This window comes from Pseudomonas sp. MPC6 (assembly GCF_006094435.1).
Classification (GTDB): Bacteria; Pseudomonadota; Gammaproteobacteria; order Pseudomonadales; family Pseudomonadaceae; genus Aquipseudomonas.
Window position 1 is genome coordinate 6,667,791 of sequence record NZ_CP034783.1, and the last position, 13,320, is coordinate 6,681,110.

General features: G+C 60.4%; 14 protein-coding genes. 9 read left to right on the plus strand and 5 right to left on the minus strand.

Annotated features, from left to right (window positions below):
• Nucleotides 1–27 precede the first annotated feature (27 nt).
• On the plus strand, nt 28–1,026 hold the full coding sequence (locus tag ELQ88_RS33175; protein ID WP_138969406.1) for a hydrolase: 999 nt from the start codon (nt 28–30) through the stop codon (nt 1,024–1,026).
• Between the two features lie 4 nt (nt 1,027–1,030).
• Nucleotides 1,031–1,573, plus strand: coding sequence for an AraC family transcriptional regulator (locus tag ELQ88_RS33180; RefSeq protein WP_128873540.1), 543 nt, complete (start codon nt 1,031–1,033; stop codon nt 1,571–1,573).
• On the opposite strand, the gene ELQ88_RS33185 is transcribed toward ELQ88_RS33180, so the two are convergent.
• Nucleotides 1,536–2,390 carry a sulfurtransferase gene (locus ELQ88_RS33185; protein ID WP_138969407.1) on the minus strand — a complete coding sequence of 285 codons (855 nt, stop codon included), beginning with the start codon at nt 2,388–2,390 and terminating at the stop codon, nt 1,536–1,538. The two genes, ELQ88_RS33180 and ELQ88_RS33185, sit on opposite strands and share 38 nt — an antisense overlap.
• 42 nt (nt 2,391–2,432) lie before the next feature.
• The gene (locus ELQ88_RS33190) at nt 2,433–3,104 is read right to left on the minus strand and encodes a TetR/AcrR family transcriptional regulator (protein ID WP_128873542.1); all 672 of its coding nucleotides are present in this window, start codon (nt 3,102–3,104) and stop codon (nt 2,433–2,435) included.
• A 145-nt stretch (nt 3,105–3,249) separates the two neighbouring features.
• Between ELQ88_RS33190 and ELQ88_RS33195 the strand changes: the two genes are divergently transcribed.
• The 5 genes from ELQ88_RS33195 (at nt 3,250) to ELQ88_RS33215 (ending at nt 8,047) form a co-directional block, all read left to right on the plus strand.
• Nucleotides 3,250–4,692 (plus strand): coniferyl aldehyde dehydrogenase, encoded by a 1,443-nt coding sequence (locus ELQ88_RS33195; RefSeq protein ID WP_138969408.1) that lies wholly within the window; start codon nt 3,250–3,252, stop codon nt 4,690–4,692.
• 28 nt (nt 4,693–4,720) lie between these two features.
• A complete protein-coding gene (locus tag ELQ88_RS33200; RefSeq protein WP_138969409.1) occupies nt 4,721–5,266 on the plus strand; it encodes a twin-arginine translocation pathway signal protein in 546 nt (181 codons plus the stop codon).
• A 161-nt stretch (nt 5,267–5,427) separates the two neighbouring features.
• A complete protein-coding gene (locus ELQ88_RS33205; protein ID WP_138969410.1) occupies nt 5,428–7,023 on the plus strand; it encodes a GMC family oxidoreductase in 1,596 nt (531 codons plus the stop codon).
• A gap of 115 nt (nt 7,024–7,138) precedes the next feature.
• Nucleotides 7,139–7,618, plus strand: coding sequence for a pantetheine-phosphate adenylyltransferase (coaD, locus tag ELQ88_RS33210; RefSeq protein ID WP_128873546.1), 480 nt, complete (start codon nt 7,139–7,141; stop codon nt 7,616–7,618).
• Nucleotides 7,619–7,795: 177 nt separating this feature from the next.
• A complete protein-coding gene (locus ELQ88_RS33215; protein WP_128873547.1) occupies nt 7,796–8,047 on the plus strand; it encodes a YfhL family 4Fe-4S dicluster ferredoxin in 252 nt (83 codons plus the stop codon).
• A 175-nt stretch (nt 8,048–8,222) separates the two neighbouring features.
• On the opposite strand, the gene ELQ88_RS33220 is transcribed toward ELQ88_RS33215, so the two are convergent.
• From ELQ88_RS33220 to ELQ88_RS33230, 3 genes are read right to left on the minus strand one after another with little or no spacing between them, the layout of a single operon-like run.
• Entirely contained in the window at nt 8,223–8,546 is a 324-nt protein-coding gene (locus ELQ88_RS33220; RefSeq protein ID WP_128873548.1) for a multidrug transporter, read from the minus strand.
• 52 nt (nt 8,547–8,598) lie between these two features.
• The gene (mutM, locus tag ELQ88_RS33225) at nt 8,599–9,411 is read right to left on the minus strand and encodes a bifunctional DNA-formamidopyrimidine glycosylase/DNA-(apurinic or apyrimidinic site) lyase (RefSeq protein WP_128873549.1); all 813 of its coding nucleotides are present in this window, start codon (nt 9,409–9,411) and stop codon (nt 8,599–8,601) included.
• A gap of 24 nt (nt 9,412–9,435) precedes the next feature.
• Nucleotides 9,436–10,251: an HDOD domain-containing protein gene (locus tag ELQ88_RS33230; RefSeq protein WP_178084778.1), complete on the minus strand. Its 816-nt coding sequence runs from the start codon at nt 10,249–10,251 to the stop codon at nt 9,436–9,438.
• Nucleotides 10,252–10,586: 335 nt separating this feature from the next.
• Between ELQ88_RS33230 and ELQ88_RS33235 the strand changes: the two genes are divergently transcribed.
• Complete coding sequence (locus tag ELQ88_RS33235; protein WP_064680284.1) at nt 10,587–11,783, plus strand: class I SAM-dependent rRNA methyltransferase; 1,197 nt, start codon at nt 10,587–10,589, stop codon at nt 11,781–11,783.
• Between the two features lie 222 nt (nt 11,784–12,005).
• Nucleotides 12,006–13,208 (plus strand): MFS transporter, encoded by a 1,203-nt coding sequence (locus ELQ88_RS33240; RefSeq protein WP_138969411.1) that lies wholly within the window; start codon nt 12,006–12,008, stop codon nt 13,206–13,208.
• The last annotated feature ends 112 nt before the right edge of the window (nt 13,209–13,320 follow it).

Here is a 13,320-nt window from a genome sequence, read left to right on the forward strand (position 1 = left end):
TTGCGCACCGCTGCATCGAGAGCCACCGTGTCCCTTCCGTCAGAACGCTTCATCCCCGCCTTCGGCCTGGGCAACCCGCACTTGCAAACCTTGTGGGGACCCCTTTGGCGCAAAACCACCCATATCGAACGCGAGCGCGAACGCCTGTGGCTCGAGGATGGTGACTTCCTCGACCTGGACTGGCACGGCCCGCACAGCGCCAATGCGCCACTGGTGCTGGTGTTGCACGGACTGACCGGTTCGGCGAACTCGCCTTACGTGGCCGGATTGCAAAAGGCGCTGGCGATCCAGGGCTGGGCCAGCGTCGCGCTGAACTGGCGCGGCTGTTCGGGCGAACCCAATCTGCTCCCGCGCAGCTACCATTCCGGCGCCAGCGAAGACCTGGCCGAAACCATCAGGCACCTGCGGGCCAAACGGCCGCTCGCCCCCCTGTACGCGGTCGGTTATTCCTTGGGTGGCAACGTCTTGCTCAAGCATTTGGGCGAGACCGGCAAGGACAGCGGCGTGCTCGGCGCAGTCGCGGTGTCCGTGCCGTTTCGGCTGGACCAATGTGCCGATCGTATTGGCCAAGGTTTTTCGAAAATTTATCAGGCGCATTTCATGCGCGAGATGGTGGCCTACATCAAGAATAAGCAGCGGCAGTTCCAGCACGACGGACGCGAGGACGGGCTGGCGGCATTGGCGGCCCTGGGTTCGCTGGAGAACATGCGTACCTTCTGGGATTTCGATGGTCGGGTGACAGCGCCGTTGCACGGATTCGCCGATGCCGAAGATTATTATCGTCGCGCTTCGAGCCGATATTTCCTGGGGGAGATTTGCACGCCGACCCTGATCATTCAGGCGGCTGACGACCCTTTTGTCTTCCCGCATAGCCTGCCGCACGCAGCAGAATTATCCGCCTGCACCCAATTCGAGCTACAAGCCAAGGGCGGGCATGTCGGCTTCGTCGATGGCTCGTTCAGGCAACCGGGCTACTACCTGGAACGGCGCATTCCTCAGTGGCTGACCGCTGTGGGTCGCGAGTAAGCCGATGGATACGGATCAAGGCGAGTCGATTCATTTTTGGCAAACGGCGCCGCTGGCCGGGGTCGAATTGTTGTCTGCGCGCTACATCGAGCACCGCTTCGCGCCCCACGTGCATGACGGCTATGTGATCGGCATGATCATGGCGGGTGCCCAGCGTTATCGCTACCGTGGCGCCGAGCATCTGGCGGGTAGCGGCACACTGGTGTTGATCAATCCGGATGAACTGCACACCGGCCATAAAGGCACGGAAGACGGCTGGTTGTATCGGGCGTTTTATCCCGACAGCGCTCAGATTCTCTCGCTGCTGGCCGAGCTCGAACTGCCGACCGACACCTTGCCGCCGCACACCTGGCTGATGCAGCAGCGCATCGCCCGGGCGCGGGCGTTGCTACAGGGCGGTTGCCTGCCTTTGGAAGTGGCCACGCAGTTGGGTTTCGCCGACCAGAGTCACCTGAGTCGGCAGTTCAAGCAGGTGTACGGCGTCGGGCCCGGCGCATATCGCAGTGCGTTTACTCGCCGGTGGCGATGCCCCGCGCCGGATCGTTGATCCACTCGCTCCACGACCCCGCATACAACGCCCCCAGCGGATAACCCGCCAGGCACAAGGCGAACAGGTTGTGACAAGCCGTTACCCCGGAGCCGCAATACGCTACCAGATCAGTCGGCGAACGATCGCCTAGTTTCGCGGCAAACCGCTGCTTGAGCTGATCGGCCGGCAGGAAACGCCCGTCGCTGCCCAGGTTGTCGGTGAACGCCGCACATTGCGCGCCCGGGATGTGCCCGGCAACCGGGTCGATCGGCTCCACTTCGCCCTTGAAGCGCGGCAAGGCCCGGGCGTCGAGCAAGGTCAATGCTGGCTGGCCGAGACGTTGCGCAAGAGCATTGGCGCCCAGGATGAGCGAGTTGTCCGGCACCCCGGTAAAGCTCCCACGCTCGATATCGGGCGCATCCAGACTCAGCGGCAACCCTGCCGCATGCCAGGCCTTGAGCCCGCCATCCAGAATAAACACGCCGTCGCGCTTGCCCAGCCAGGCCAGCAACCACCAGGCGCGAGCCGCAAAGGCACCGGGACCGTCGTCGTATAAAACCACATCGCTGTCGGCGTTGATGCCCCAGGCTTGCAGGCGTTCGATCAAGTCGTCGGGTTCAGGCAACGGATGGCGACCCGTCACCCCCTTGACCACCGTCCCGCTCAAATCACGCTCGAGATCGGCAAAGCTCGACCCGGCAATATGCCCTTCGGCATAGCTGCGCTGGCCGTAGTCCAAGTCTTCCAGGGCAAAACGACAATCCAGAATCACCAGTCCTGGCGCCTCCTTTTTCAGGTCCAACGCTTGCGGGCTGATCAGTTGCGCAATGGGCATAACGGGCTCCTGTGATGGCGGTAGTCGATCGTGTTGCTGTTTCTATCCCACTTCTTCCAGTGCCTGGGCGAGTGGCACATAAAACTCCTCGAACAGCGCGTTGACCGCGTCGCGGGACTGATCCGTGACGAAGCCGGCTTCCAGTACCAGCACCTGGTAAACACCACGTTTAATCGCTTGTTCGCTCAAGTGATTGGAATTTTCTCGCGTGGTACACAGAAAACGCACCCAGGATGTGAGGATGATCCAGGCGTTGAGGGTCAGCGACTCGATCTGCACCCGGTCCATCTTCAAAATGCCGGCCTCGACGAATCCCTTGTAGATGGCCGATCCCTGAATCACGCAGCGCTGGGAAAAACGGCGGTAACGGGCGGCCAGTTCCGGATCGCTGTCGAGCAAATGCTCGAGGTCTCGATGCAAAAACCGATAGCGCCACATGGCTGCCAGCAACTCCTGGAGGTAGTAACGCTTGTCCTCGACTGTCGCGGCACGGCCCTGGGGCGGGCGCAGGAAACTGTCCACCAGACTTTCGTACTCGCTGAACAGCACGGCGATGATCGCCTGCTTGTTAGGGAAGTGGTAGTACAGGTTGCCGGGGGAAATTTCCATGTGGGCGGCAATGTGGTTGGTGCTGATACTGCGCTCGCCCTGCTGATTGAACAGCTCCAGGCTGTTCTGCACGATGCGCTCGCTGGTTTTGATCCTGGGGGCCATGGCTTGAGCTTAAATTCAGAGTGCGGTGGCGGGCATCTTACGACCTATCCGGACGCGGATAAAACAAAGCTGCGTCAGATGCCATTTGACTTTATAGAGTATAGACTCTAAAAAGTTCCTAATAAAAAATAATCCGGAGCCGACAATGACTGCTGACATCGCCTACATGCAGAACCTACAGCAGCCACTGGAAGAACTCCAAGCCTTGTTCAACGCCCAACGTGCGGCGTATGCCGGCAACCCCATGCCGCCAGCGGCGCAACGCCAGCAATGGCTCAAGGCGCTGCGGGACCTGCTGAACAATGAGCGCCAGGCCTTGATCGACGCGATCGACCAGGACTTCAGCCATCGCAGCGCCGATGAAACCCTGCTTGCCGAACTGATGCCCAGCCTGCACGGCATCCATTACGCCAGCCAGCACCTCAAACACTGGATGAAAGCGTCACGGCGCAAAGTCGGCGTTGCCTTTCAACCTGCCTCGGCCAAAGTCGTTTATCAACCCTTGGGCGTGGTCGGCGTGATCGTGCCGTGGAACTACCCGTTGTACCTGGCTATCGGTCCGCTGGTGGGCGCGTTGTCGGCGGGCAATCGGGTGATGCTCAAGCTCAGCGAGTCGACGCCGGCCACCGGTCTGCTGCTCAAGGAGCTGCTGGCTCGAATCTTTCCCCAGGACCTGGTTTGCGTGGTGCTGGGGGAAGCCGATATCGGCGTGGCTTTCTCCCGGCTGCGCTTCGATCACCTGCTGTTCACCGGCGCTACCAGCGTCGGCAAACAGGTGATGCGCGCGGCTGCCGAGAACCTGACTCCGGTGACCCTGGAGCTGGGCGGAAAGTCGCCCGCCATCGTCTCCCGCGATGTGCCGCTCAAGGATGCCGCTGAACGGATCGCTTTCGGCAAGACGCTCAACGCCGGGCAAACCTGCGTGGCACCAGACTACGTGCTGGTGCCGGAAGATCGCGTGGGAGCCTTCGTCGAAGCCTATCGCCAGGCAGTTCGCGGGTTTTATCCGACCCTGGCGGACAACCCGGACTACACCGCGATCATCAATGACCGACAACTGCAGCGGCTCAATGGCTACCTGAGTGATGCCACCAGCAAAGGCGCGCTGCTGATTCCTTTGTTCGACCAGGGCCAGGGCCAGGGCCAGGGCCGACGCATGAGCCACAGCCTGCTGCTCAACGTCACTGACGAGATGCTGGTGATGCAGGACGAGATCTTCGGCCCGCTGCTGCCGATCGTGCCTTATAAGGATCTGGACCAGGCGTTTGCCTACATCAATCAACGACCTCGTCCGCTGGCCCTGTATTACTTCGGCTACGACAAGCGCGAGCAAAACCGCGTGCTTCACGAAACCCATTCGGGTGGCGTGTGCCTGAACGACACCTTGCTGCACGTCGCTCAGGACGATATGCCGTTCGGCGGTATTGGCGCCTCCGGCATGGGCCATTACCACGGCCACGAAGGCTTCCTGACCTTCAGCAAGGCCAAGGGCGTGCTGATCAAACAGCGTTTCAACGCAGCGAAACTGATCTACCCGCCGTATGGCAAACCTCTTCAAAAACTGATTCAGAAGCTGTTTATTCGCTAACGATCATCAGCGCCGGACACTCACAATAATGAGCCTCAGCCTGTCCGATACACCTGCGTTGTCACGGCGCGGTTTGCTTAAATTCAGCCTGGGGGCGAGTGCCTTCCTGGCCACGGTCGGGCTTGGTGCCAGCCTCAGCGGCTGTTCCGCCAGCACCTCGGCCAGTGGTTTCACGATTCTGCGCAGCGGTGACCTGCTGTTTCTGCGGGCGTTGATTCCGGTGATGCTCGACGGTGCCATAACGCTCGAGAACATGCCGGCGGCGGTCGACCAGACCCTGCACTGCCTGGATAACGGCCTCAATCACCTGTCTCCGGAAATGCTCAAGCTGACCCGACAGTTGTTCGATGTGCTGGGGATAACCGTGACCCGCGGGCCGCTCACCGGGATCTGGGGGAGTTGGGAAAATGCCAGCGGCGAGGACATCCGCGAATTTCTCGATCGTTGGGAAAACAGCGCCTTGAGTTTGCTGCGCATGGGGCATAGCTCGTTGCAGCAGCTGGTGATGATGGCTTGGTACAGCCGGGCGGAATCGTGGGCGCATTGCGGGTATCCGGGGCCGCCCAAGGTCTGAGATCGAGTCGACCCCATCGCGGGCAAGCTACGCTCCCACAGGGTTTGAGTCGTTTGCAAAAGGGTCGTCCACCCCTTCAAGTCTAAACATACAAGCGAGCCTGCTCGCGAAGACGTCAGCCGCATCACCACCGAATCCAAAACAAATAAGAGAGCCAGTACATGCCCGTACCCGATCCCTTCCGCGAAGGCCTGGCCCGTGGCTGGAAAACCTGTAACGGTTCACAACTGACCCAGGACCTGACCCTCGAAGCGGACGTGGCCATCATCGGCAGCGGCGCTGGTGGCGGGACCACGGCAGAGATTCTCAGCGCCGCCGGCTACAAGGTGCTGCTGATCGAAGAAGGCCCGCTCAAGACCAGCAGCGATTTCAAGATGCTCGAAGACCAGGCGTATACCAGCCTCTACCAGGAAGGCATCGGCCGCATGAGCAAGGACGGCGCGATTACCATTCTTCAGGGCCGGGCGGTGGGCGGCACCACGCTGATCAACTGGACCTCAAGCTTTCGCACGCCAGACCCGACACTCGAGCACTGGGCCAGGGAACATGAGGTCAAAGGTCATAGCCCGGCGGAGATGGCGCCCTGGTTCGAAAAAATGGAACAACGCCTGGGCGTAGCGCCTTGGATGGTTCCGCCGAATGCTAACAACGACGTGATCCGCAAGGGCTGCGAAAAGCTTGGCTACGCCTGGCATGTCATCCCGCGCAACGTGCGCGGGTGCTGGAACCTCGGCTATTGCGGCATGGGCTGCCCGACCAACGCCAAGCAATCGATGCTGGTGACGACCATTCCCGCCACCCTGGAAAAAGGTGGCGAACTGCTCTACCTCGCCCGCGCCGAAAAACTCTCGATCAAGGACGGCAAGGTCACTGGCCTGCAATGCGTGGCGATGGACGCGCGTTGCGTCGCCCCCACGGGCAGGACTATCACGATCAAGGCCCGGCATTACGTGTTGGCCGGCGGCGGCATCAACAGTCCCGCACTGCTGTTGCGCTCCGATGCGCCCGATCCGCACAAGCGCCTGGGCCAACGGACGTTCCTGCACCTGGTCAACATGTCCGCGGGTCTGTTCGAAGAGGTGATCAATCCGTTCTATGGCGCGCCGCAGTCAATCTACTCCGACCATTTCCAGTGGCAGGACGGCACCGCCGGCAAGATGTCCTACAAACTGGAAGTGCCACCGCTGCATCCTGCGCTGGCCACGACCCTGCTCGGCGGTTTCGGCAAGGAAAACGCCCGGCACATGGAGCACCTGCCCCACACTCATGCGATGTTGGCGTTACTGCGAGACGGCTTTCACCCGGACAGCCCCGGCGGCAGCGTCGAATTGCGCGGTGACGGTACGCCAGTGCTCGACTATCAGGTTTCACCCTACGCCTGGGACGGTTTGCGCCGCGCTTTCCACAGCATGGCCGAGATCCAGTTCGCCGGTGGCGCCAATGCCGTGATGCCAATGCACGCCGACGCTCGTTATGTGAAGACCCTGGCCGAAGCCCGCACGCTGATCGACGGTTTGAGCCTTGAGCTGTATCGCACACGGCTGGGCAGTGCGCATGTGATGGGCGGTTGTGCCCTGGGTGAAGACCCGAAAAACGCCGTGACCGATAGCCTTGGCCGACATCATCAGCTAGGCAATCTGTCGATCCATGACGGCTCGCTGTTCCCCACCAGCATTGGCGCAAACCCGCAACTGTCGGTCTATGGGCTGACGGCGCAACTGGCCACTTCCTTGGCCGAACGTTTGAAAAACCCATGAAAAAGGAGAATATTGCGATCGTCTATAGTGCTTTCTTACCCAACAGCCGACTTGGCCGAGCGGGAAGGCTGCGATACCATCCGAGTCCCCAACGGACTTCCGCCAGGACGACGCGATGAACCGAGTGTTGTACCCAGGTACCTTCGACCCTATTACCAAGGGCCATGGCGATCTGGTCGAACGCGCCGCGCGCCTGTTCGATCATGTGATCATTGCCGTCGCCGCCAGCCCCAAGAAAAACCCGTTGTTCCCTCTGGAACAGCGTGTGGCACTGGCACGCGAGGTCACTCAACATTTGCCCAACGTGGAAGTGGTCGGCTTCTCATCGCTGCTGGCACACTTCGCCAAAGAGAAGAACGCCAACGTGTTCCTGCGTGGTTTGCGTGCGGTCTCGGACTTCGAATACGAATTCCAGCTGGCCAACATGAACCGCCAGCTGGCACCGGAAGTGGAAAGTCTGTTTCTGACCCCGTCCGAGCGGTATTCGTACATTTCCTCGACGCTGGTGCGTGAAATCGCCGCCTTGGGCGGTGATATCACCAAATTCGTCCACCCCGCGGTGGCGGACGCGCTGACCGAACGCTTCAAGAAGTAACCTGCACACCTGTAGGAGCGAGCTTGCTCGCGAAGGACATTAACGATGACGAAGGCTGCCTGGATGATCGCGGCACCCTTACGTCCATCGCCAGCAAGCTGGCTCCTACAGCGCCAATGCGGCACAATTGCGCATTGATTTATTGCGCCTGGGTATTCCGCCCTGGCTGGAGTTAGCATGTCCCTGATCATCACCGACGATTGCATCAACTGCGACGTCTGCGAACCTGAGTGCCCGAACGCCGCCATCTCCCAGGGCGAAGAGATCTACGTGATCGACCCGAACCTGTGCACGCAGTGCGTCGGCCACTATGACGAACCTCAATGCCAGCAGGTTTGCCCGGTGGATTGCATTCCGCTGGACGAAGCGCATCCGGAGACTGAAGAGCAGTTGATGGAGAAGTACCACAAGATTACCGGCAAGGCGTGAGCCTGAGGTTTTTGTAGCGTTTGTGCGGGCCCCTTCGCGGGCAAGCCCGCTCCCACAGTGGATCTGTGTTGTTAATCCGACAGTGTGAACACAACACATCCACTGTGGGAGCGGGCTTGCTCCGGGCGGCGTTCCGACGAAGAGGCCATCCGCCACACCAAAGATGCAACTGACCTCACTCCCGCTGCTCAAACCCCTCCCCGATACACCCCAGGCATCGCACAAACGCTGCTTTCGCCGGGTCGACCACCAACGCCTGGCCCGCATCGCCAATACCGCCCCCCAGCGCGGTGAACGGCAACGACACCACAAACACCCCGGCACCGATCACCGTCGCCGCGACCAGCAAGGGCCGGGCGATCAGCAAATCGCCGATCATGGCGTACGCCGGGGGATTCTGGATGGTGTAACGCGGGTCGCCGCTACCGGTGTTCGCTGCCAGCACGGGCGTACCGAGACTCAGCAGCAGAACGACGACAAGGGTTCGAAACAGGTTCATGGCACGGTCCTTCGGCTAGGCAGTGAGTACTGACTATAGCCCCAAGGACCTGTCAGCTTTGACAACGCGGGCAAAACACACTGGCACGCTGCCCGAGTTTGACTTCCCGCAATTGCGTTGCGCAGATCTTACAATGCTCGTTACCGCGGCCGTAAACGAACAATTCCTGCTGGAAGTAACCGGGCTGGCCGTCACCGCCGATAAAGTCGCGCAATGTGGTGCCGCCGCGCTCGATGGCGTGTGCAAGGATGCGTTTGATCTCTATCGCCAACTTCAGATAGCGCGCCCGGGAAATGCTCTTCGCCTCCCGGCGCGGATCGATACCGGCGGCGAACAGCGCTTCGGTGGCGTAGATATTGCCGACACCGACCACGACCGCGTTGTCCATGATGAACGGTTTGATCGCCATGGAGCGCGCGCGCGACAGCTGAAACAAGCGCTCGCCGTCGAACAGGTCGGTCAATGGCTCCGGCCCCAGGCGAATCAGCAATTCGTGGTTGAGCGGGTCGAGACTCCAGAGCATCGCGCCAAACCGGCGCGGGTCGGTATAGCGCAGGGCCAGCCCCGATTCCAGCTCGATGTCCACGTGTTCATGCTTGGCGGCCGGCATGCCGGCTTCCACCAGTCGCAAATTGCCCGACATCCCCAAATGACTGATGAGCGTGCCCACTTCGGCATTGATCAGCAGGTACTTGGCCCGCCGTTCCACCAACACGATGCGCTGGCCGGACAGCCGCACATCGAGATCTTCGGGGATCGGCCAGCGCAGACGACGCTCCCGCACGATGACCCGGCTGACGCGCTGGCCTTCAAGGTGTGGCGCAATCCCGCGGCGGGTGGTTTCGACTTCCGGCAGTTCAGGCATGGGGCTCTCGAATCAGGCTGTCGCTCAGCGGTGCGCGCCGAGGTCGCGAATCGTTTGTTTGAGGGTCTCGAAGTCGTAGTCCGAGAGGCCGACGTAATCCAGCACCAACGGCCCTATGCTGTTCCACTCGTGGTCCTCGGCCTGGTTGCCCAGCACCCGATAGGACGCACAGATGTGCTCGGCCATTTTCAGGATCCCCAGCAGGCTTTTCAGCTGGCTGTTGCGCGACGACTCATCGGTGAAGATCGCCAAGGCATTGTGGTGATTGGCGATGGCAGCGGTCACGTGCTCCGGCAGGCGCCAGGACTTGGCTGTGTAATAACCGACCACTGCGTGGTTAGTGTTGAACATCCGGTTCTCGGTGTCCACCACCCGGCATTCGGCACCGGCGCTGGCGTAGGCCTCTTCCAGAACCCTCATGTAGTCGGGAAAGCGCTGGAGCATCAGGGGTACGCCACAATCGTGGAACAGGCCCAGGGCGTACGCTTCATCGCCCGCCTGGGCACCGATGCGCTTGGCCAGGGTCAGGCAGGTCATCGCCACGTCCTGGGCGGTGTCCCAGAAACGGTTCAGGGTGACGATGGTGTCGTCGTTCATTTCGCCTTTGATCGACTGCGCGTTGATCAGGTTGATGATCGAACGGCTGCCCAGCAGATTCACCGCCCGCTGGATCGAGGCGATCTTGTTGCTCAAGCCGTAATACGGCGAGTTGACGATTTTCAGCAACGAGCCGGAGAGGCCCGGGTCTTGGGAGATCAACCTGGCGATCACGTCCAGATCCGGGTCGGGCATGTACTGCTCCATCTGCAAATCCACCATGATTTGCGGTTGGGCCGGCACGCTGATGCCTTGCAGGGACTGTCGAATCTGTTCGGTGGTCAGCTCTTGGAACATATATATGCACTCAGGGTCAGGCGGCGATTCTAACCTTTATGAAGTTGGATCCGACATACCGGAGGGCCAATCGCAGGAACTTACAGTCGGCGTAGCGCCTGAAATCGCTTCGCTGGCAAGCCAGCTCCTACATGATCGCCGGCGTACCGATGAATTGTGGTCAACACAAAACCCTGTAGGAGCTGGCTTGCCAGCGAAGCCGTCTTCCGCGTTTCATCGCCACCCAGCCCGCCATCACCCTCAACACGCTATACTCCCGCTCTTTTTTCCGGAGCGACGTCATGTCCCTGCCTAGCCTGCGCCTCAAAGCCAACGCCGACCGTCGCCTGCGAAACGGCCACCTGTGGGTCTACAGCAACGAAATCGATGTCGCCGCGACGCCGTTGCACGGCTTCAAGCCCGGTGACCAGGCAATCCTCGAAGCCGCCAGCGGCAAGCCGCTGGGCATCGTTGCCATGAGCCCGAACAACCTGATCTGCGCCCGCCTGCTGTCGCGCGACATCAAGTTGCCGCTGGACAAATCGCTGCTGGTGCACCGCCTGAACGTGGCCCTGTCCCTGCGCGAGCGCCTGTTCGACAAGCCGTTCTACCGCCTGGTCTACGGCGATTCCGACCTGCTGCCGGGCCTGGTGGTCGACCGTTTCGGCGACATCCTGGTGGTCCAGATCGCCTCGGCGACCATGGAAGCCCATAAAGAAGACGTGATCGCGGCGCTGACTCAAGTCATCAAGCCAAGCGGCATCCTGTTCAAGAACGATTCCGCCGCGCGCGATGCCGAAGGCCTCAACCGCTACGTCGAAACCGTGTTCGGCCTGGTGCCGGAGTGGGTCGCGCTGGAAGAGAACGGCGTGAAATTCGAAGCGCCGGTCATTCAAGGTCAGAAAACCGGCTGGTTCTACGACCACCGCATGAACCGTGCACGCCTGGCACCCTATGCCAAAGGCAAACGCGTACTGGACCTGTACAGCTACATCGGTGGCTGGGGCGTGCAAGCCGCCGCGTTCGGTGCCAGTGAAGTGTTCTGCGTAGACGCCTCGGCCTTCGCCCTCGACGGCGTCGAGCGCAACGCCGCGCTGAACGGCTTCGCCGAGAAAATGACCTGCATCGAAGGCGACGTGTTCGAAGCCCTGAAAGAACTGAAAGCCAGCGAAGAACGCTTCGACGTGATCGTCGCCGACCCGCCGGCCTTCATCAAACGCAAGAAAGACATGAAGAACGGCGAAGGCGCCTACCGTCGCCTGAACGAGCAAGCCATGCGCCTGCTCAGCAAGGACGGCATCCTGATCAGCGCTTCGTGCTCGATGCACCTGCCGGAAGACGATCTGCAGAACATCCTGCTGACCAGCGCCCGCCACCTGGATCGCAACATCCAGATGCTCGAACGCGGCGGCCAGGGCCCGGATCACCCGGTTCACCCGGCGATTGCTGAAACGCGTTACATCAAGAGCATTACTTGCCGGTTGTTGCCCAATAGCTGATCGTTAAATTCACTGTAGGAGCGAGCTTGCTCGCGAAAAACGGATAGGCGACACGGGCTGCCTGGTAGCGCTGCGTTATCGTTGACGTTTTTCGCGAGCAAGAGCTCGCTCCTACAGAGGCAAGCCACATCAATACGGGAAGCCTCCTACAACGCTTTTGATTGAATTCCCTCGTTCGCAGACTAGTATCGGTTTCTGGATTTACTCCGGAAAATAACAACAATGTCTGAGTCCTCCTTTTCCCCCGCCCTCAGTGGCGACGTAAAGCGTCAACAACTCTCCCGATTCATCCTCATCACCTGCATTTCGCTGATCAGCTTCTTCCCGATCAATATTCTCCTGCCCTCATTCCCCGCCCTGGCCGCAAGGTTCAACACGCCCACCGCAGACGTCGCACTCTCCATCAGTTTGTTCACCCTGGTCTTTTCACTTTCCCAACTGGTCGCCGGCCCGCTCTCGGATAAATGGGGACGCAAGGAAGTCCTGCTGGGCTGCATCACGCTGTCAATCCTGGGTGCGATGGGTTGCGCCCTGGCGTCGGATTACCTGACCTTCCTGATGTTTCGCTCGGTGCAAGCCATGGGCTGTGGTTTCTTCGTACTGGGTCATGCGCTGGTGGAAGACCTGTTCGATGAACAGGATAGAGCCCGAGTGAGGCTCTACTACATGACCTTGAGCGGTTCCTTTGTCGCGCTGTCGCCGTTGATAGGTTCATGGTTGCAAACCACATTTGGCTGGCAGGGAAGCTTCTACGGGTTTGCGCTGATGGCGCTCGGAATGTTGATCCATGCGTTCTGCATTCTGCCTTCCAAGGCGGCCAGCCCGCCCCGAGCCGGCCTATCAATCATCGACACGCTGAAAGCCGTCGCCGGCAATCGAGACTTCCTGCGCTACTGGTGGATCGCCGCGTTGGTATTCACCTGTTATTTCGCCTTGATCAGTGTGACGCCGCTGATTTTCATGGACGCGTTGAAGCTGTCCGAATACCAGTACGCGCTGGTGCTGATGGTGTACGGGGCGGCCTATCTCCTTGGCGGCGTTGCTGCCTCGTTTTTGCAGAAACACATCCCGCTGTCCCGGCAAATCAACATTGGCCTCGGACTGCTCGGCGTCGCAGGCGTGCTGCTAACGCTGGTCGTCAGCTATGAGGCCATCACCACCTTGACCTTGCTCATACCGATGCTGATCAGCGCCCTGGCCGTCACCCTGGTTCGGCCAGCCGCCATTTCTGCAGCAATGCTGTTGTTTTCAAGCAGCGCAGGTACTGCAGCATCAGCGGGCAACAGCATCATGTTCCTGACCGCCGCCGTCAGTAGCGCCGCCCTTGCGCAAGCCGGTAGCCATTTGCTGATGACGATTGCTGTCAGCTTCATCGTTTTCGGCCTCTGGGGTTGGCTGACGAATGGCAGGATATCTTCACCGTAGGAGCAATCGAGCGTCGACCACTGCTCCTACAGGTATACGGGCATTCCCTCCTGACGCCAGCCGTGTAGAATCGCGACATTCATCGCCAGTCATCCCCCGGCGGGTTTATGAG

Excerpts from the sequence above, each read along its gene's own strand:
- ELQ88_RS33180 (WP_128873540.1), top strand. The coding sequence starts at position 1,031 with ATGGATACGGATCAAGGCGAGTCGATTCATTTTTGGCAAACGGCGCCG.
- ELQ88_RS33185 (WP_138969407.1), bottom strand. The coding sequence starts at position 2,390 with ATGCCCATTGCGCAACTGATCAGCCCGCAAGCGTTGGACCTGAAAAAG.
- ELQ88_RS33190 (WP_128873542.1), bottom strand. The coding sequence starts at position 3,104 with ATGGCCCCCAGGATCAAAACCAGCGAGCGCATCGTGCAGAACAGCCTG.
- ELQ88_RS33195 (WP_138969408.1), top strand. The coding sequence starts at position 3,250 with ATGACTGCTGACATCGCCTACATGCAGAACCTACAGCAGCCACTGGAA.
- ELQ88_RS33200 (WP_138969409.1), top strand. The coding sequence starts at position 4,721 with ATGAGCCTCAGCCTGTCCGATACACCTGCGTTGTCACGGCGCGGTTTG.
- ELQ88_RS33205 (WP_138969410.1), top strand. The coding sequence starts at position 5,428 with ATGCCCGTACCCGATCCCTTCCGCGAAGGCCTGGCCCGTGGCTGGAAA.
- coaD (WP_128873546.1), top strand. The coding sequence starts at position 7,139 with ATGAACCGAGTGTTGTACCCAGGTACCTTCGACCCTATTACCAAGGGC.
- ELQ88_RS33215 (WP_128873547.1), top strand. The coding sequence starts at position 7,796 with ATGTCCCTGATCATCACCGACGATTGCATCAACTGCGACGTCTGCGAA.
- ELQ88_RS33220 (WP_128873548.1), bottom strand. The coding sequence starts at position 8,546 with ATGAACCTGTTTCGAACCCTTGTCGTCGTTCTGCTGCTGAGTCTCGGT.
- mutM (WP_128873549.1), bottom strand. The coding sequence starts at position 9,411 with ATGCCTGAACTGCCGGAAGTCGAAACCACCCGCCGCGGGATTGCGCCA.
- ELQ88_RS33235 (WP_064680284.1), top strand. The coding sequence starts at position 10,587 with ATGTCCCTGCCTAGCCTGCGCCTCAAAGCCAACGCCGACCGTCGCCTG.
- ELQ88_RS33240 (WP_138969411.1), top strand. The coding sequence starts at position 12,006 with ATGTCTGAGTCCTCCTTTTCCCCCGCCCTCAGTGGCGACGTAAAGCGT.